Here is an 18,491-nt window from a genome sequence, read left to right on the forward strand (position 1 = left end):
TTTTTTTGGTAACTTTACAAAAAATATGATGTAATGAAAGATATTCGAATTGCTCTGCTGGACATGAACAACAATCATGTGAATCAAGGTTTTAGAAACATTAAAGAAATTTCCGAAACTTTTCAGCAGAACTCTGAAGAAAATGTGGTGATCAAGACATTTGACGTGAGGTTTAAAGATGAAATGCCGGAGATCGGAGATTTTGATATTTTCATTTCTTCCGGTGGCCCCGGAAACCCACATCGTGAAGGTCTGGCCTGGGAAGACAGATTTGCCCATTTCCTAGATGCTGTTTTCGAGCATAATCAATACCATGAAGATAAAAAGTATCTTTTCCTGATCTGCCATTCATTTCAGCTGGCAAGCATTCACTGGAATCTGGGGAATATCTGCAAAAGAAAGTCTTATTCCTTCGGAGTAATGCCTGTTCATAAAACAGAGGAAGGCCAGGAGGAGTTTTTATTCAAAAATCTTCAGGATCCTTTTTATGCGGTAGATTCCAGAGCCTACCAGTTTATAGAACCGGATCACGACCGTTTCCAAGAATTGGGAATGACCATCATGGCGATTGAAAAATTCCGTCCTCATATCAACCTGGAAAGAGCGGTAATGGCCGTTCGTTTTTCGGAGGAGATATTCGGAACACAGTTTCATCCGGAAGCCAATCCTGAATCTCTGATCGAAAACCTGAAGGATGAAAAGAACAAGGAAGCCATGATCGAAAATTTTGGGATGGAAAAATATCTTGAAACGATAGACAGAATAGACGATGAAGATAAAATCATTCTGACCAGACATCAGATTCTTCCGAGATTCCTTCAGTTTGCAAAAAAAAACATTTTGAAAGAAGCTGAATCTTTGGCTTAATCAATACAAACCACAAAAGTCACAAAAGGGATTTGGGTATTACAATCATAAAAGCTGTTGAGAAGAACACATAAGCTTTCTTGAAAATCAAAGATTTCCCAATTAAATAGGTATTTTTATAAAAGTGTATTAAACTTTTATATTCTAAAACTTTTGTGCCTTTTGTGGTAAAATCAAATCGGGCATAAACGTCCGGTTTTTTTAACACCACAAAAGAAAAAAAATATGATCCCAGAATACAGAAAACAGTTCAATCAGGAGTTTTCAGATGAAAAATACCATCAACTCAAAAATATACTGACTGAAAAAGGAGGAACAGCACCTGGTTTCAGAGTTTCAGAAAGTCCTATTTTTCTGACTAAAGAATTTGAGAAAAAACTCATAGACGCCAGTGAAAGTATCATCAGCCAGATTCAAGCAATGCCGGCAGAACTCCTTCAAAAAGCCATTCCTGAAAACTGCAGGGTTCCCAATGACACCCAACAGCCTCATTTTTTCACCATAGATTTTGGAGTCTGCAAAAGCGAAGACGGAGCAATAGAACCTCAGCTGATAGAACTTCAGGCATTTCCTTCTTTGTATGCTTTCCAGAAAGTATATGAGGAAACGTATTGTGAAGTCTACCCTTTTCTTTCGGAGATCAGAAATCCTATGCCCCATGAAACCTTTAAAAACTATTTGAAGGAACTGATTGTAAGTGATGAACATCCTGAAAATGTAATTCTGCTTGAAATCTTTCCGGAAAAACAAAAAACGGCTATTGATTTTGCTCTGACCGAGAAACTGCTAGGCATCAAAACAGTATGCCTGACAAAAGTAAAAAAACAGGGTCGAAAACTGTATTATGAAAATAATGGTAAGCTTACCGAAATTAAGAGAATCTACAACCGGGTTATATTTGATGAACTGGACAATATTCCGGATCTGCATACAGAATTTGATTTCCGCGAGGAAGTGGATGTAAAATGGATTACCCACCCAAACTGGTTCTTTAAAATTTCAAAATTCCTTTTGCCTTTATTACAACATCAGTTTGTTCCGAAAAGTTATTTTCTGCATGAATTTCCGGAAAATGAAAATCTGGATGATTTTGTATTGAAACCATTATTTTCGTTCGCCGGAAGTGGAGTTAATCTGAATCCGACAAAAGAAGTTACAGACTCTATTCAGGATAAGGAAAACTATATTTTGCAGAGAAAAGTCTATTATGAACCCATTTTTGAAGATATCAACGGAGATTTTTCAAAAGCAGAGATCCGTTTGTTGTATATTTGGCGGGAAAATGACGAACGCCCTATCCTATTGGAAAATCTGGGAAGAATGACTAAAGCCGCCATGGTGAATGTAGACTTCAATAAAAAAGATGCCATCTGGATCGGAAGTTCGAATGCTTTTTTCGGATAAAAAACTGATAAAACTAATACAACATGGAAGAAAAGCCAACCGCTTTTGCAGAATTTGAAAACCACACTTTAACACGGAGAAGAGATTTATTACCTGTCTGGATTAAAATTTTCTTATGGATCTTTTTAATCGGAGGAGCACTGGCTGCTATCTTTTTATTGGCAGGCTCTCTGATGACTCATGTCTCTTTATCATTATACGGGATGAATGCCAATCATCCGTATTCAATGACAGGACTTTTGATCTGCTTATTGTTTCTGTTCAAAGGTATTGTTGCCTGTGGACTTTGGTTTGAACAAAAATGGGCACCACAGGCTGCCATTGCAGATGCCATTATCGGGATTGCTGTTTGCCTTATTATGATGGCCATTATCCCGTTTATGTATCCATCAATCAGCTTTACCCTCAGATTAGAACTTATTCCTTTGTATTTTTACCTTAAAAAAATGCAGAGTATAAAAACAACCTGGGAAAACTTATAGAAACAAACCTCCGAAATTCCGGAGGTTAGTTTTATTCCTGAAAGACTCTTTAATCATAAAATCCCCCAAAAGGAGGATATAAAAAATTAACATGTACGCTGTGTTTTTTACAAACATTGTAAATATACGGATATGTTGTTGGCATAGTCTACGGGAAACCGTAATGATTGATTTTTAATTCTTCAACTTATTAATAATCCAGCATATTCTTTCTTCGCATCAAAACTAGGGCAAGCTTTATGAACATTGGGAAAATCTCTATGTCCCTGAATTGTAGCTTTAGGAAATTTTGATTTTAATTCTCTTAACAGCTTTACCATAGATTTTTTTTGGTCTTCCGTTCTTGTGTCTTTTGGATGGTTGCTTTTATCAATGCCTCCAATGTATGATATATTGATAATTTGAGAATTCCACCCTGCAACTCCATTGGATACCTGATCAATGGGCAACGTGTTGACTATTTTTCCATCAGCTTTTATCATATAATGATACCCTGGATTTCTCCATTTCAGGTTTTCCTTCCAATACCTTTTAATGCTTTCTATTGTAACATCTGGCTGTGTTGCTGTACAATGTATAACGATGTAATTGATTGTTCTCATGGATTTCAGTTTAATTATTGTTGAGCAAAATTAAACCTGTAACTCCCAAAATAGTGAAGGAAAAACACCCTATTTACATTGTTGTGATTACTTTCTTTTTAAGTTTATTCTTGTATTGCATTAAAATGATGAAACTCATAAAAACTGAAGAACAGCAACAAAAAATCCCTCACTGTGAGGGATAATTTTTATAACTCCGGACATGCCATCTGATTGTCGTGGGGAATGCATACCTTTTCATTCCATGGCACCGGACAATCATGAAAGCCTGGAGGGCATCCTCCTTTTCCGTTGATACTTCTTAATTTCTCTTTAGAGATTCTCTTTAAATTTTTCATGGTTTTGATTTTAGTTTACATTCAAATATAAAAATTATTCTCCAATTAGAGATTTAACATAAAAAAATAACTGCTCCAAATTTTCGTAAATAAAAAGTACAGTAGAAGATAAAATTTCATTAGAAATCATCTCTTATTTCGTAGCCCGGATTCGAAACCATAGATAAAAAAATTGCAATACGTTTTCCATTCCGTATTGCAATTGTAATAAGTTGTATAAAGATGTCTTTACAGGTTTTTATCGTCTTCCAGCAATTCCTTGGCCTGGTATTCCTGAACCAGATCAATAGCATTGGAAATAACGTCACTTAGAGCCGTGATAAATGTTCCTTCTTCTGCCATTCCTATCGCATGCTTTAAAGCTTCAATTTCTTTAGGAATGATCTCATAACTGACATCTCTTCCTGCAGAATTAATACCGTCGATAATCAATCCGTTGATTTCCTCTTCGGTTCTTCCGCGAAGGTGTTTTTCGTTTCGTATGATAATATAATCGAACATTCTTCCGGCAATTTTTCCGCATTCTCTGATATCGTTGTCTCTACGGTCTCCAACACCGGAAATAATCCCTATCTTTTTGGTAGATTCTACATTTCTAAGATAATCTTCTATGGCTTCGTATCCTGAAGGATTATGGGCAAAGTCGATCAGAACTTTAAAGTTTTTGAATTTAAAAACATTCAGTCTTCCCGGTGTCAGCTGGGCACTTGGAATAAAGGTTCTCAAAGAATTGGAAATATCCTCAATCCCGAATCCGTAAAGGTAACTCGCCAAACTGGCTGCCAATACGTTTTCAATCATAAATCTGGCTTTCCCTTCCATCGTTATCGGGAAGTCTTTGGCTTTTCCTATTCTGATTTTCCAGTCTCCTTTTTTGATGGTTACAAAACCTTCTTCATATACACAGGTTATCTTTCCTTCTTTAGCAAATTTTACAATATGAGGATTGTTTTCATCCATACTGAAAATAGCCACATTAGAATCGAGATCACTCACAATCTTCATGGAATATTCATTGTCGGCATTCAAAACACTCCAGCCGCTCTTTTTGACACTATCCAATACAACACGCTTTACCTTGGTAAGATCTTTTAAACTGTGAATATCGTTCATTCCCAGGTGATCTTCCTCAATATTGGTCAGAACCCCGATATCACATTGTGAAAAACCAAGCCCCGAACGTAAAATACCACCTCTTGCGGTTTCCAGCACTGCAAATTCTACGGTAGGGTCTTTCAGAATAAATTCTGCAGAAAGCGGTCCTGTAGTATCTCCTTTTGACAGCATGGTATTTTGAATATAAATTCCATCCGAAGTCGTAAATCCTACTCGGTACCCATTGCTTTTTACAATATGGGAAATAAGTCTTGTCGTTGTTGTTTTTCCATTGGTTCCTGTTACTGCAATGATGGGAATGGTAAAAGGTTTTCCCTGAGGATAGAGCATATCAACCACCGGAGCAGCCACATTTCTTGGTAATCCTTCACTTGGTGCAAGATGCATTCTGAACCCTGGTGCAGCATTAACTTCAATAATTGCTCCGCCACTTTCCTTTAAAGGCTGGGTAAGGTTCTCTGCCATCACATCAATACCGCAAACATCCAATCCGATAATTTTAGAAATTCTTTCAGCCATTGTGATATTTTCCGGATGCACCATATCTGTTACATCAATGGAAGTTCCTCCGGTTGAAAGATTGGCCGTTGATTTAAGATAAACCACTTCTCCTCTTTGAGGAATTGTTTCCAAAGTATATTGAAGTTTATCAAGTAATTCTAAAGTGTCTTTATCAACTTCAATTTCGGTAAGGACATTTTCATGGCCATAGCCTCTTCTAGGGTCTTTGTTTTCTTTTTCAATAAGCTGCTGAAGGTTCAGTTCTCCATCGCCTACAACATGGGCTGGAACTCTTCTGGCTGCAGCCACCATTTTATTATTGATCACCAGTATACGGAAGTCGTAGCCTGTGATATATTTCTCAACAATTACTTTTCTTGAATATTTCTGAGCATGTTCAAGGCCTGTTCTGGCGGCTTCCCAATCGTTCACATTAATGGAAGAACCTTTTCCATGGTTTCCATCCAGAGGTTTTAAAACAATGGGATACCCAATTTTTCTGATGACTGCATGTAAACCTTCTTCATCTGCTATCAGATCTCCGATAGGTACCGGAATAGCCGCATCATGAAGCATTCTCTTTGTTAATTCTTTATTACACGCGATATCAACAGCAATAGAACTTGTGTTCCCGGTAATGGTAGCCTGAAATCTTTGCTGGTTCACGCCATAACCAAGCTGTACCAATGAGTTTGTCCCCAGTCTGATCCATGGGATTCTTCTGGATGCCGCTTCTTCTACAATACTTCCTGTGGAAGGCCCTAAACGAACGCGTTCCCTGATTTCTTTTAATCTATGGATACAAGCATTCAAATCATAATCTTTGCCTTCAATCAGTGCTTCTGCAATTTTTACAGATTCTTCTGCAGCAAAGATCCCTGCATTTTCTTCGATATAATTGAATACTACATTATATACTCCCGGAGTTTTTGTTTCACGGGTTCTTCCAAACCCCACATCCATTCCTGCCAGGGTCTGTATTTCCAAAGCGATATGCTCAATGACATGTCCCATCCAGGTTCCTGTTTCCACTCTATGGAAAAAACCTCCTTCCACTCCTTCCGAGCATCGGTGCGTCATCAATGATGGGATTAATTTTTCAATCCTTTCCCGGAATCCTTCGATTTTATTGGTAGGATAATTCTCCATTTCTTCTAAATCCAACCTCATCTGTATCAGCTTCTTTCTTCTGATGCTCCAGATGTTAGGACCTCTTAGTGCCTGAATCTTTTCGATTTTCATAGTCTATTGGCATTTTAACAGTTAACAATAACTCCTTTCATAGCCAAAGATAATGTAAAACCCTAAACGAAACTATACCACATTTAAAGATTCAGTAAAAAAAAAATAATTTTAATTAACATTCCTAAAACATTAAAAATCAACTAAAGATGGCATGAAATTGGCCAGAGAATGTGAATTATTTTTTAATTTTGCACAATGATGAAACCTGTTGGAAAATTAATAGTTATCGGAGGCGCTGTAAACAAAGGAAGTTTTGCTGAAACCGATTATGATCAGAATATAGAAAAGAATCTTAATTTTTTTGAGCGTGGGATCCTGCGAAAGATCATCAACGAATCAAAACTAAAGGAAAATTCTGTCATTGAAATTGTTACCACTGCCTCTCAAATCCCTCAGATCGTAGGTTCCGAGTACAAAAAAGCATTCGAATTTCTTGGAGCTAAAAATGTAAATGTGCTGGACATCCACAACCGTGAGGAAGCCAATTCTGATGCAATGGTCGCAAGAGCCAACGCTGCCGATGTAATGATGTTCACCGGAGGAGATCAGCTGAGACTGACCTCTATTCTTGGAGGAACAAGATTTCATGATACGGTTTTATTAAAATACCAGGAACAGGATTTTATTTATTCCGGAACTTCTGCAGGTGCTGCAGCAGCTTCTGAAAATATGATCTATCAGGGAAGCAGTTCTGAAGCTTTATTGAAAGGAGAAATCAAAACCACTCAGGGATTGGGGCTAATCGATAATGTCATTATCGACACTCATTTTGTACAGCGGGGAAGAATCGGGCGCCTTTTCCAGGCGGTAGTGAACAATCCTAGAACGCTGGGAATCGGATTGGGTGAAGATACAGGACTTTTCATTCATAATGATGTAATGACTGCTGTAGGTTCAGGTCTTGTTATTCTGGTAGACGGAAGGTTTATCAAAGATACCAACCTTACCAATATCAACCTTGGAGAGCCGATTTCTATTGATAATTTAACAGTACATGTAATGTCTATGAATGATCATTATGATCTTACGACAAAAACGCTGACGATTGAGAATTCGCAGTTTAATCCTATTCCACAGGATAAATAGAACAACAAATACAGCTATACAAACGGAACCTCGGTTCCGTTTTTTTATTTAGCATACACATTTTAAGTTGGCTAAAGCCATTGGATTTAAAATATTTATTATAAGGCGGGCTTTCTTCGTCTCCGCTCAAAATTATAGCCCACCTCTATTGATGTTGATATCCAGATGTATAATAGTTGTTTAACAATAATATCTTTTATCTTTTATCTTTTATCTTTTATCTTTTATCTTTTATCTTTTATCTTTTATCTTTTATCTTTTATCTTTTATCTTTTATTAATTAACTTCGTAAAAGGAATCATTTATCAACCATCATCTATAATTTTATGAAAGTAATTATCCACGGCGGTTTTTTCTCTGAAAGCGATCAAAGCCATGAAGTAAAAACAGCAAAACAGGAGTCATTAAAACAAATTGCTCAAAAGGCATTCGATTATCTTAAGACCCATTCGGCTTTTGATACGGTTGCTTATGCTGTTTCCTTGCTGGAAGATGATCCGTTATACAATGCAGGAACAGGTTCTCAAATCCAGAGTGATGGTGTTATTCGTATGAGTGCTGCCATTATGAACGGAAATACCCAGAAGCTAAGCGGCGTAATTAACATTGAGAATGTACAAAACCCGATTTTTGTTGCTAAAGATCTTATAGGTGAAGATGACAGAGTATTAGGAGGAAATGGTGCCAAAATTTATGCTACGGAAAATGGTTTTGAAAATTTTTCTACAGAAATTCCCCAGAGAAGAAAAGAATATGAAGCTAAACTAGCCAATGGAGGAAAAGGAACTGTAGGCTGTGTTGCAATTGATCATGAAGGAAAACTGGCTGTTGCCACATCTACCGGAGGTAAAGGCTTCGAGATTCCCGGAAGAATTTCAGATTCTGCCACAGTGGCCGGAAATTATGCCAATGCTTTCTGTGCGGTAAGTTGTACCGGGGTTGGTGAAGATATTGTCAGCAATGCTACGGCTGCAAAAATTGTAACAAGAGTTACGGATGGAATGAGCCTTCAGCAGGCTTTCGATAAAACATTTGAGGAGCTTAAAACCATTGATGGGTTTGCAGGCGCCATCGCCATTGATAAAGATGGAAATGTACATCATCAGGATTCGTATCCTACTATGGTTTTCGCCAGTTTTGATGGTAAAAAACTTGAAGTCTTTTCCTAAATTTAACATTTATTTATAAGTCCATTTATTTTTTTGGCACGTATTTTACATTATTGATAACAACAAATTTTAATATTAATACTTAAAAAAATAGAAATCATGGGAAACAAGACAAAAGGCTTATTAGCTTTACTAGGATTAGGTGCATTAGCTTACTGGAAATATAAGAATTCAAGCCCTGAAGATCAACAAGCGGTAAAAGATAAGATCAATACAGCTAAAGATAATCTTAACAAATGGGGAAATGACCTTAAGAGCAAAGCCAATGATGTTGCTTCCCAGGTTCAGAATAAAGTGGACGAAGCAAAAACAAAGGCTGAGGACTCCCTGAGCTAACCAACACAGAGCAGTTTTTTTTAACATTCATATATAGGAAAAAGTCATCGTAATAGTAATTGCGATGACTTTTTATTAGGATTAAAATAAATCTTATATTTTCTCTGCAATCAAAGCGAACACCAACGGTATTTTATTTCCGAACTGTGGAATTCTCCATTTTCCTTTTTCAAATTCATCTACATGTCTGAAGCACGGATAAGGTGACCAGTCAAATTCCTGAAAAGTCTCCAGCTTCAACCCTTTTTTCATTAAATTGTCAAGCACTTCTGCTAAGGAGTGGTTCCACATGACATACTCCTGTACAATAGGTGCAGACTGATCTGCATAAGTGCCTTCATAGGTTTCAACAATCGGTTTTTCATTGAAGTAATTATAAGCAACTTTTGTAAAGTCGTCATCAAACATCCAGACAACAGGATGAAACTCTGCCATAATAAACTGCCCTCCCGGCTTCAGAAAATGATTGATAATTTCCGCCCATTTCTCAAGATCAGGAAGCCAGCCAATGGTACCGTAACTTGTATAAACGATGTCAAACTTATGATCCAGAACATTGGGCAGCTCATATACATCTGAACAGATAAATTCTGTGTCTGTACCGCATTTTTGTGCAAGTTCTCTGGCGGTATCAATCGCTTTGTCAGAAAGGTCAATGCCGGTCACCTTTGCTCCCATTCTTGACAGGGAAATAGAATCCTGTCCGAAATGGCACTGCAAATGCAGAATACTTTTTCCTTTTATATCTCCAAGAAGCTCCAGCTCTATGGAGTTCAGCGAAGTTCTGCCTTTTAAGAACTCATCTACAAAGTAAAAATCCGATTTCAGATGAGGTTCTACTTTTGCATTCCATGATTTTTTATTAATTTCTAAATAATTTTCCATTGCTTTAGTCTAAAAATGGGAGTTCCACCCATCAAGTAATTTCATTATTCAACACAATGATTACAATTTCTCCATTAATTTTTTCTTTTGATCCAGAAATTCCTCCTCACTTAGAACTCCGGATTCCTTTAATCTTCCCAATTGTTCCAGCTGATCTAAAATACTAGGTTCGGATTTACTCTGAAAATGTTGTTCCGGATGGGACATGAAATCTCTTACTTTTTCACAAAACAGTTCAGCATGGTACTTTCCTACTCCATCAATTTCTACCACGTCATCAGTTACCTGAATATCTATGGAAGCTAATAAAAATTCTGTTTCATATTGTATGGAGCTTATTTTGCTGTAAGAAAAGTCTTCTACTTTCAATCCGTACATGAACTCCTTATCCACAAAAATCAGTCTTCTGTCTGTGGCTACCAGGATGATATGATGGTTGTTCAGTTTATTTCTGCCTTCTACGAGATAGACAATTCGTTCGTCCAGTGAAAGGATATCCGGTAATTCACGAATTTCTTTCCGGGCAAATATGGTAGGGCTGATATCCAGTTTTTTAAGTTCTTCTTTTATTTCGTCAAGTCTTGATTTTTCACTCATAGCGTTAATTTTTGGGTCTAAATTACTCTTTATAAGTAATTAAATGAAAATATTAGTCTTCTGATGGTATTACAATGGAAGTATGCAAACAGTATAGCTTCCAGCCTAAGGTTTCATACAACAGCTTTCCTTCTTCCGTTGCCACTAAAATATTCTTGTAAAAACCTTTGGATAAAGCGATCTTCTCCAGTTCTTTCAATAAAAAACGGGCAAGCCCTTTCCTTTGATGACTTTTTTCAGTAATAATCCTGTCATACACAGCAACATCATCTATAAGAGAGATACGTCCTATAGAAGCCTGCTCACCATTCTCCGCCACAATCGTGATAACAAAGGTTGTATTGTACTCAGAAAATTCCAGATGGTATCCTTCTGCAAGACTTGTGTCCGGAAATTCCATTGGATGAAAACAGGTCATCATATATCCCTGCGGCTGCAGTTTCCATCTTTCAGGAATTTGATCTGTAATTTGATCAGGGGGAACAGATGCTTTCAGATAAATCCAGGGCTCGGTAATTGAATTGGCAAGCTGAAAAAAATCATCATTAAGCTCAGGAAACACAAAACGTTCTTTTTGTTTTTCATCTCCTACAACAACATGAAATCCGGATTTATAGGACACAGGAAAAGATGTTTCTCTTGAAAGGCACCATCCTTTCAACCAGCTTTCCACTATTTTTGCAGATACTTTATCTTTCATGATTGGGTATAAAATTTTTATGGTAATTGCTCCAGCAGCTTCTTTTTTTGCTCTGCAAATTCGGCATCGGTTAAAATTCCGTTTTCCCTCAGTTTACCCAGTTTTTCAAGCTGATTCAAAATATCGTCTGATGAGACTGCAATACTTTTTCCTGCTGTACCCATTTGTTTTGGAGATTGATCCTTAGAATTATTATAAATGGTTTTTATTGTATCATAGAACTTCTCTGCATCTTCCTTATCCATATAGCATTCAAACTCAACTATTCTTTCTTCCAGATGCAGTTTAATAATCGGAGATCTCGGATGGGTTACAAAGCTTACCAACTGTATGTTTTCATTAGAGTAAATAGTAATCTTTGCGGCACCAAACATTCCTTTTGATACAGAAATCATCCTTTTGGGCGTTGCTACCAATACTCCGGCATCCAGTGTATTGACAAACTGAGCATCTGTAATCGCAATGATCTGTTCTTCTTCAGAGATAAGATAAGGAAGTTCCTTGATTTCTCCTTTGGTAAAGACGGAGAGATTAGCATGAAGCCTTTCCAGTTCATTCTTTATTTTTTGGTGTCTTCGCTTATAAACCTCTTTTGAGATTTGATGAGAACCGGAATCTATGGCTGCAGGAAGAGTCTTTCCCACCGTCATGACTGTCTGAGCTGCTTCAGTGTCTTCTGTATTCAGCATATTATTGATATCGTCAATGCTGAATGCATTAAGATTATAAAGCAACTCATCATTGATATCGCTCACTTTATTCAAACATTTGTTGCATAAAACATTACCATCCGAAAGCGAATTCGCTCCCAGAAGCGTATCCATAGATGTTAATTCTGTATTACACAACGCACAATTATTAGTCATTCCTTTTTTATTCAAAAGTATTTAAATTCTCAACATCCATCAAAAAAAAACAACCACAAAAGTAATTTTGCAGTTGATCTGTTTTTAATATAATTAAGAAATTATTCTCCTAAAAACTCTTCTAAAGAAACCGTTTTCTGTATTCCGGCTTCAAGATCTTTAAAAGTAACGGTATTATTTTTAATTTCTTCTTCACCCAGGAAAACAAGATTTTTAATACCTTTCTTTTCTGCATAGGTAAACTGCTTGTTGATCTTTGCATTTTCAGGATATAATTCAGCTGAAATTCCTTTGGATCTTAGCTTCATGATCAGTTTTAAGGCATCAGTGATTTCTTCACCTCCAAAGTTAGCAAACAGATATTCTATTTTAGCTGATGCTTCTTCAGGGAAAAGGTTCAATTCTTCCATTACCAGATAAATTCTGTCTAATCCGAATGAAATTCCAATTCCAGGAATATTTTTCACTCCAAAAACTTCAGTAAGGTTATCATATCTACCGCCGCCTCCGATGGATCCCATAGCAACTTCATCTGCTTTCACTTCGAAGATCGCTCCGGTGTAATAGTCCAGGCCTCTTGCCAAGGTAATATTGAAGACCAGGTTTTGAATATCCACACCAAGGTTCAGAGATTGGGTAAGAACAAATTCCAGCTCTTCCACTCCTTTTAGTCCGATTTCGTTCCCTGCAAATTTTTCTTTTAACTGAAGAAGATTTTCCAATGCATCATCCGACTGGCTGAACAGGAAATCCAGCTTATCAATAGATTCCTGAGAAATTTCTCTTTCCAACAGTTCTTTTACAACTCCATCTTTCCCAATTTTATCCAGTTTATCAAGAGCAACAGTGAAATCAATCAGTTTATCTGTAATTCCAGCATATTCTGCCAATCCTGATAAAATCTTCCTGTTGTTCATATGAATGGTTACAGGAACTTTAAGATCTGCAAAAGATTTCAGATACAACTGAATCAGCTCCACTTCCTGCAGCAGACTTTCGCTTCCTACCACATCGGCATCACACTGATAAAATTCTCTGAATCTTCCTTTCTGAGGTCTGTCTGCTCTCCAAACCGGCTGGATCTGATAACGTTTGAACGGAAACGTCAGTTTACCATGATTCATCGCTACGAATCTTGCAAAAGGTACGGTAAGGTCATAACGAAGAGCTTTATCTGTAAGGCTCTCTGCACTGAATGGTTTTTCCAATGCTTTTTGAAAGTCATGAAGCATCTGAGTTTTTTTCTCTTCTTTCGCTTCGTTGATGCTTGAATTTAAAATTTTAAAAATCAAGCGGTCACCTTCTTCTCCGTATTTTCCTGTCAAAGTAGAAAGATTTTCAAAACTAGGTGTTTCCAAAGGCTGAAACCCGAATAATTCAAAATTATTCTGTAAAATATTGATGATATATTTTCTTCTGGAAACTTCCTGTGCCGTAAAATCTCTCGTCCCTTTTGCTAAACTTGGCTTCATTTGTTGTATGTCATTTTGATAAATGCAAAAGTAAGGAATTGAAAGGAATTTTTCATAGTATAAAAAGCTGAAGAAGGACTTCCCTCAGCTTTTCCTTTAATACTATCAATTATTCAAAAAAATCATACGCTTTCCAGGATTTCAAGGATCTCTTCACCATAGTTTTCAATCTTATGCTTTCCAAACCCTTTGATCTCGAGCAATTCTTCTTTCTTAGCAGGCTTATACTTGGCTACAGATATCAGTTCTTTATTGCTCGCGATGAAGTAAGTGGGCAGGTTCTGTTCTCTGGCTTTTTCCGATCTCCAGAATTTCAGAGCATCCAGAATTTTTTCTTCATCGATATTCAAAAGATCAGTATCTGCAGAATATTTTACTGCCTTTGGTTCTTTTACTGTACTTTTTATGGGCTTTAATTCCTCAAAATACAATATGACAGACCAATAACGTTCTTCGTTCACAAAAGCTGTTTCTACTTTCATAATCTCATTGGCGTCCAGGAAATCATCCAGCATTTTCTGATCTTTGTAGAGAAATTCTTCCGGAAGCCTGATTTTAAAAACTTTTACTTTCATCATTTGTGTTTTTAGAATTATTTACCTCCTAGTAACAGGATTTCATCTACACGAATTTCCGTGATATATCGCTTCACCCCATCCTTATCATCATAAGATCTGTAGGTAAGTTTTCCTTCAACAGCTATTTCTTTTCCTTTGGTAACATACTTTTCAAAGATTTCTGCTGTTTTCCCAAAGGCAATCAGATTGTGCCATTGTGTTTCTTCTACTTTTTCTCCTTTCGCATTCGTGTAATGATCGCTGGTAGCTAAAGATACACTTGCTTTTACGTTTCCATTGTCGAAGTTTACCATTTCAACTTCTTTACCTGTGTAACCAATTAATGTTACTTTGTTTCTTAGTGACATAACTTTTAGATTTTAAAGATTAATAAATTCAGATAAGAGACGTTCACTGTTTTTCTCAAATCTCTGTTGCAAAGATTGCGATGTTCCGGTAAGACAGTCGGTTATAAACTATTTAAATCCGTTTGTAGTCGTTTGTAAACGGATAGGAAAATAAATAGAATTCTTTATAAAACAATATTTATCAAGCTTAAAAACAATAATCTTCACTTTTAAAGTAAAAATTAAACAATGAAAGCCTTATCCTAAAATAAAATTCTTCTTTAAAAAACATTGAAAAATAGATGTATGACAAGGATTTTTTTTCTTTTTAATTTAATTTTTTTTTGCAAATTTGTAAAAATGTCTGATATGCAAAAAGAAAAACTCCGTACAGTAAGAAAGATGAAAGGTTTCACTCAACAGCAAATGGCTGAAGTGATCCCTACCGACGTCTCCAACTATAGCAGAAAAGAAAGCGGTACTGTATCTATAACACAGACAGAATGGAACAAACTTGCCCAGTTTTTAGAGGTTCCTATCGAAGAGATTTACGAAGAAGAGGAAGCTAAAATTGTTATTGAAAATCCTGTTTTTAATGATAATAATGGAGTCAATGTAGGTAATAATAATGCTACAGCAAATATTAGCAATGAATTAAGCATAGAAATCATCAAGACGATGCAGGAATATATTGGTCTGCTGAAAGAAGAAATCAACAGATTGAAAAAGTAACAATACAAATATTAATTACGAATAGGGGCTATCGCTAAAAAAATAAATTTATATTTTTTCAGCGATAGTTTTTTTTAACAATATCAACCACAAATTTTTAATTTTTCTTTTTTACAAGTAAACAAATTAAAAAAGCGCTCAACAAAATTGTTGAGCGCCTCCTACTTAATCATGCAACTAAAAATAAAATTGAAACTTATATTTTTTCACATTCAATAATGCTTTTTGCATCTGTTCCGATGTGAATAATCTGAGTAAATTGTAATCCTGCTTTTTCAATGATCAATTTAAATTCGTTTAAAGTTCTTTCTTTTCCCGTAAGGCAGGCCAGCATAACAATGTCCAGCAGTTTGGCGATATGGGGCTTATTTAAAGAATCGTCCGGGATAACTGCGTCTATAATCAACAGTTTGGCTCCTTTAGGCATTGCACCATAGCAGTTTTTAAGAATCTGTATACATTTATCATCATTCCAGTCATGCAGAATCCATTTCATGGTATATAAATCCGCACCCTGCGGAACTTCATTAAAAAAGCTTCCTATAGCTACAGAACACCTTTCACTAAGATTTTCAGGAATCATTTTGATAGTTTTTTCAATTACATTGGCTTCATCAAAGATAATTCCGGAGCTTTGCGGAGCATTTTTCAGAATAGTATGGATCATAACCCCATTGCCTCCTCCTATATCAACAATTTTTTTATAAGGTTTAAAATCATAGTTCTCTATAATTCCTTTCAGCTCCATACCGGACATTCCCGTCATTCCCTTTCCAAAGTTTTCACCTGTTTCAGGAAATTCTTTATAAAATCCCCAAAGATCTTTCCCATGAATGTGTTCAAAAGGAACTTTTCCTGTCTGAACGGCATATGTTAGTTCTCCATAGCACGGGAAATGTTCATTCATAATGGTCAGAACAAAATTTTTTGCTGTTCCGGGAACATCGGTTTGCAGGGCAGCTCCGAAATCATTCAAAGCAAACGTTTTGTTTTCTAATTCTTCAAAGATTCCTGCACCACACAACGCTCTCATTACCCGGTACAGTTGGGCTTCATGCGATTGTGTTTCTTCTGCAAGGAAAGAAATAGTTTGAGGACCAGAGGTCAGTAAATCTGCAATATTGAGCTCAGCAGCTGTTTTTACACATCCGGTTAGCCATAAACCACCTAGTATTTCGAACATTTTAAAAGTAAACTCCGGCTTAATGGGTTGTTTTTCCATAGTATTATTTAATTGATTAATATCATTATATATTGAGTCTGAAAACAAGAACCAACTGATTAGTTTGTTCTTGTCTGACATGTGTCAAATTTGAAATTAAGTTTTAATAATGAGATTAATCTTTTGCCTGAGAAACTCTTGTTACACTACTGATAGTAGCATCCAATGCGGTATCAGATTTTATTTTAATAAGATATCCGCTGCCTATAGACAAAGGATCGGCAACACTCACCAGGTAAAAAACAAGATCTCCGGAGGTTACCCCATTGGGAGCAACAGCGGTCTGATCTATGGAGAATGTTGAAGGCGGAACAGGATTGGAAAGGTTTACTGTCACGAAGGCTACAGAACCATTATTCTTGTTGGCATAACTTACAATAACCCTCCACATATGAACCTGTCCGGCAATAGGATTTTCCAAAAACCGTCCTGTTGCCGGATCATATATATCTCCGGGTACCGGGTTGATAATATTTTCCGGCCATGTGGTTGTTGGAGATGATGCAAAATCTGTCACAATATTCATAGGAGTTTGATAAACAATGTTTTGATACGTCATTAAGGGAACTCCTCCGGAAGCTCTGAATGCAAATGAAGGTTTCACTCCTGCCCCGCTATTTAACTTAACAACTCCTTCATTGGCTGTTGTTAATGTTACTGAAGAAATTACAGTACTCCACTGGGTTCCATTATAATACCTCAAGGTTTTATTGGTGGTATCGTAGATAATCATTCCTGCTGTGGGTGTTGTCACATTGGCCGGAGGATTGGCATTTCTGGAAAGTATGACTGCAGAATTTGCAGAAGTAACATCCAGAACTCCTTGTGGAGATGTAGTATTAATCCCTACCTATCCAAAAATAAGTGAAGAACACAGAATACTGAGTAATAAATTGGATTTTTTCATGGTTTGTTTTTTTGATGCATTAAAATTACAAAAAAACACAATACAGTGAAATAAAAATTCATTTTTTTTATTGAAAACTAGACTGTTATACATAACAATAAATATTTATTAATTAAAAATCCATTCTAAATATCGATAAATACTAAATTTTTCAAAATACAGTGAATTACACAAAACACATGTCTATATTCAAAAAAAAATTAGTCTAAATAAATTTAGATTTTTCTCAAACGTAATGACATATCATATATAAACCATTGTTTTTCAGTTATTAAAATTCACTCCGTTCTACAGAGAAGTGCGTTTCACTATAATAATTAGCAATCTGACAGTTATCCATTTACAAACGGATATTTCTGTATCTTTGTGAAAAGTCTTTTATGAAAAGGAATATCAATATTTTTGAGTTTCCTCTCAATTGAGGCATACTAAAAGGAAGATAAAAAAATACCGAAGAGTAAATGAAGAAGAGCATAAAAAGAACATTCAGAGTTTCAAAGTACGTAATCTATAAGGAAACGCTTGTTGATTATAAAGAGCATTTCTGGTCATTTTTAGGTGCATTTTTTGGAATCGGCATTATTGCATTTATTCAGTCCCATTCACTGGCAGAAACTGAGAATATATTCCTGATCGGTTCTTTTGGAGCATCCAGTGTCCTTATTTATGGTGCTATCCAGAGTCCTTTGGCCCAACCCCGAAACCTTATAGGCGGACATGTGCTGTCGGCATTGGTAGGGGTTACGGTATATCAGTTTGTTCCGGATATCATCTGGCTTTCGGCACCTTTGGCAGTAGCATTTTCCATTGTATTGATGCAGTATACGAAAACATTACATCCACCAGGTGGCGCTACAGCGCTGATCGCGGTAAGTTCTACAGGAAAAATTCCTGAACTGGGATATTGGTATGTTCTCTCCCCTGTTCTTTCCGGATGCATTATTCTTTTGATTGTTGCTCTGTTTTTTAATAATATTACACCCAAGAGAAGCTATCCTTCTCACAGCATGTTCAGAAAGCTGTTGAAAAAAAGACACCACCATCACTTAAAATAAAAATT

At 36.3% G+C, this 18,491-nt stretch carries 21 protein-coding genes; 9 read left to right on the forward strand and 12 right to left on the reverse strand.

The genetic code is table 11. The annotated features are described in order from the left end of the window. Positions 1–33 precede the first annotated feature (33 nt). From JNG87_RS20475 to JNG87_RS20485, 3 genes are all read left to right on the forward strand, one after another. On the forward strand, positions 34–867 hold the full coding sequence (locus JNG87_RS20475; RefSeq protein WP_202840735.1) for a type 1 glutamine amidotransferase: 834 nt from the start codon (positions 34–36) through the stop codon (positions 865–867). Between the two features lie 225 nt (positions 868–1,092). After that, positions 1,093–2,271 (forward strand): hypothetical protein, encoded by a 1,179-nt coding sequence (locus tag JNG87_RS20480; protein ID WP_202840738.1) that lies wholly within the window; start codon positions 1,093–1,095, stop codon positions 2,269–2,271. A gap of 23 nt (positions 2,272–2,294) precedes the next feature. Beyond that, positions 2,295–2,753 carry a hypothetical protein gene (locus JNG87_RS20485; protein WP_110010307.1) on the forward strand — a complete coding sequence of 153 codons (459 nt, stop codon included), beginning with the start codon at positions 2,295–2,297 and terminating at the stop codon, positions 2,751–2,753. Between the two features lie 182 nt (positions 2,754–2,935). Here JNG87_RS20485 and JNG87_RS20490 read toward each other — a convergent pair whose 3' ends face one another. From JNG87_RS20490 to cphA, 3 genes are all read right to left on the reverse strand, one after another. Then, positions 2,936–3,355, reverse strand: coding sequence for an N-acetylmuramoyl-L-alanine amidase (locus JNG87_RS20490; protein ID WP_202840740.1), 420 nt, complete (start codon positions 3,353–3,355; stop codon positions 2,936–2,938). Positions 3,356–3,543: 188 nt separating this feature from the next. Continuing rightward, on the reverse strand, positions 3,544–3,693 hold the full coding sequence (locus JNG87_RS20495) for a hypothetical protein (RefSeq protein WP_202840742.1): 150 nt from the start codon (positions 3,691–3,693) through the stop codon (positions 3,544–3,546). Positions 3,694–3,921: 228 nt separating this feature from the next. Continuing rightward, the gene (gene cphA / locus JNG87_RS20500; RefSeq protein ID WP_202840744.1) at positions 3,922–6,552 is read right to left on the reverse strand and encodes a cyanophycin synthetase; all 2,631 of its coding nucleotides are present in this window, start codon (positions 6,550–6,552) and stop codon (positions 3,922–3,924) included. Between the two features lie 201 nt (positions 6,553–6,753). Here cphA and JNG87_RS20505 point away from each other — a divergent pair, with 201 nt between their 5' ends. The 3 genes from JNG87_RS20505 (at position 6,754) to JNG87_RS20515 (ending at position 9,146) form a co-directional block, all read left to right on the forward strand. After that, entirely contained in the window at positions 6,754–7,641 is an 888-nt protein-coding gene (locus tag JNG87_RS20505; RefSeq protein WP_002979057.1) for a cyanophycinase, read from the forward strand. A 326-nt stretch (positions 7,642–7,967) separates the two neighbouring features. Further along, the gene (locus JNG87_RS20510; RefSeq protein WP_202840745.1) at positions 7,968–8,810 is read left to right on the forward strand and encodes an isoaspartyl peptidase/L-asparaginase; all 843 of its coding nucleotides are present in this window, start codon (positions 7,968–7,970) and stop codon (positions 8,808–8,810) included. 99 nt (positions 8,811–8,909) lie between these two features. Beyond that, positions 8,910–9,146, forward strand: coding sequence for a YtxH domain-containing protein (locus JNG87_RS20515; protein ID WP_110010931.1), 237 nt, complete (start codon positions 8,910–8,912; stop codon positions 9,144–9,146). Between the two features lie 93 nt (positions 9,147–9,239). Here JNG87_RS20515 and JNG87_RS20520 read toward each other — a convergent pair whose 3' ends face one another. From JNG87_RS20520 to JNG87_RS20550, 7 genes are all read right to left on the reverse strand, one after another. Next, the gene (locus JNG87_RS20520) at positions 9,240–10,031 is read right to left on the reverse strand and encodes a class I SAM-dependent methyltransferase (RefSeq protein ID WP_202840747.1); all 792 of its coding nucleotides are present in this window, start codon (positions 10,029–10,031) and stop codon (positions 9,240–9,242) included. Positions 10,032–10,091: 60 nt separating this feature from the next. Beyond that, positions 10,092–10,628, reverse strand: a complete 537-nt coding sequence (locus JNG87_RS20525) for a PH domain-containing protein (protein ID WP_202840749.1) — start codon at positions 10,626–10,628, stop codon at positions 10,092–10,094. Between the two features lie 52 nt (positions 10,629–10,680). Beyond that, positions 10,681–11,328 (reverse strand): GNAT family N-acetyltransferase, encoded by a 648-nt coding sequence (locus tag JNG87_RS20530; protein ID WP_202840751.1) that lies wholly within the window; start codon positions 11,326–11,328, stop codon positions 10,681–10,683. Between the two features lie 17 nt (positions 11,329–11,345). Further along, positions 11,346–12,194, reverse strand: coding sequence for a PH domain-containing protein (locus tag JNG87_RS20535; RefSeq protein WP_202840753.1), 849 nt, complete (start codon positions 12,192–12,194; stop codon positions 11,346–11,348). 101 nt (positions 12,195–12,295) lie between these two features. Further along, a complete protein-coding gene (gene hisS / locus JNG87_RS20540) occupies positions 12,296–13,666 on the reverse strand; it encodes a histidine--tRNA ligase (protein ID WP_202840755.1) in 1,371 nt (456 codons plus the stop codon). Positions 13,667–13,788: 122 nt separating this feature from the next. Further along, a complete protein-coding gene (locus JNG87_RS20545) occupies positions 13,789–14,244 on the reverse strand; it encodes an HRDC domain-containing protein (RefSeq protein ID WP_228436683.1) in 456 nt (151 codons plus the stop codon). A 14-nt stretch (positions 14,245–14,258) separates the two neighbouring features. Further along, on the reverse strand, positions 14,259–14,591 hold the full coding sequence (locus JNG87_RS20550) for a single-stranded DNA-binding protein (RefSeq protein WP_062675086.1): 333 nt from the start codon (positions 14,589–14,591) through the stop codon (positions 14,259–14,261). Positions 14,592–14,939: 348 nt separating this feature from the next. Here JNG87_RS20550 and JNG87_RS20555 point away from each other — a divergent pair, with 348 nt between their 5' ends. Next, the gene (locus tag JNG87_RS20555; protein ID WP_227943749.1) at positions 14,940–15,302 is read left to right on the forward strand and encodes a helix-turn-helix domain-containing protein; all 363 of its coding nucleotides are present in this window, start codon (positions 14,940–14,942) and stop codon (positions 15,300–15,302) included. Between the two features lie 196 nt (positions 15,303–15,498). On the opposite strand, the gene JNG87_RS20560 is transcribed toward JNG87_RS20555, so the two are convergent. Both JNG87_RS20560 and JNG87_RS20565 read right to left on the reverse strand, forming a co-directional pair. Beyond that, a complete protein-coding gene (locus JNG87_RS20560; protein ID WP_202840759.1) occupies positions 15,499–16,524 on the reverse strand; it encodes a methyltransferase in 1,026 nt (341 codons plus the stop codon). Positions 16,525–16,639: 115 nt separating this feature from the next. Next, positions 16,640–17,278 carry a hypothetical protein gene (locus JNG87_RS20565; protein WP_202840760.1) on the reverse strand — a complete coding sequence of 213 codons (639 nt, stop codon included), beginning with the start codon at positions 17,276–17,278 and terminating at the stop codon, positions 16,640–16,642. Between JNG87_RS20565 and JNG87_RS20570 the strand changes: the two genes are divergently transcribed. Both JNG87_RS20570 and JNG87_RS20575 read left to right on the forward strand, forming a co-directional pair. Further along, positions 17,265–17,480: a hypothetical protein gene (locus JNG87_RS20570; RefSeq protein ID WP_202840762.1), complete on the forward strand. Its 216-nt coding sequence runs from the start codon at positions 17,265–17,267 to the stop codon at positions 17,478–17,480. The genes JNG87_RS20565 and JNG87_RS20570 overlap by 14 nt on opposite strands. A 412-nt stretch (positions 17,481–17,892) precedes the next feature. Then, a complete protein-coding gene (locus tag JNG87_RS20575; protein WP_202840765.1) occupies positions 17,893–18,486 on the forward strand; it encodes an HPP family protein in 594 nt (197 codons plus the stop codon). Positions 18,487–18,491 lie beyond the last annotated feature (5 nt).

This window comes from Chryseobacterium cucumeris, assembly GCF_016775705.1.
Taxonomy (GTDB): domain Bacteria; phylum Bacteroidota; class Bacteroidia; order Flavobacteriales; family Weeksellaceae; genus Chryseobacterium; species Chryseobacterium cupriresistens.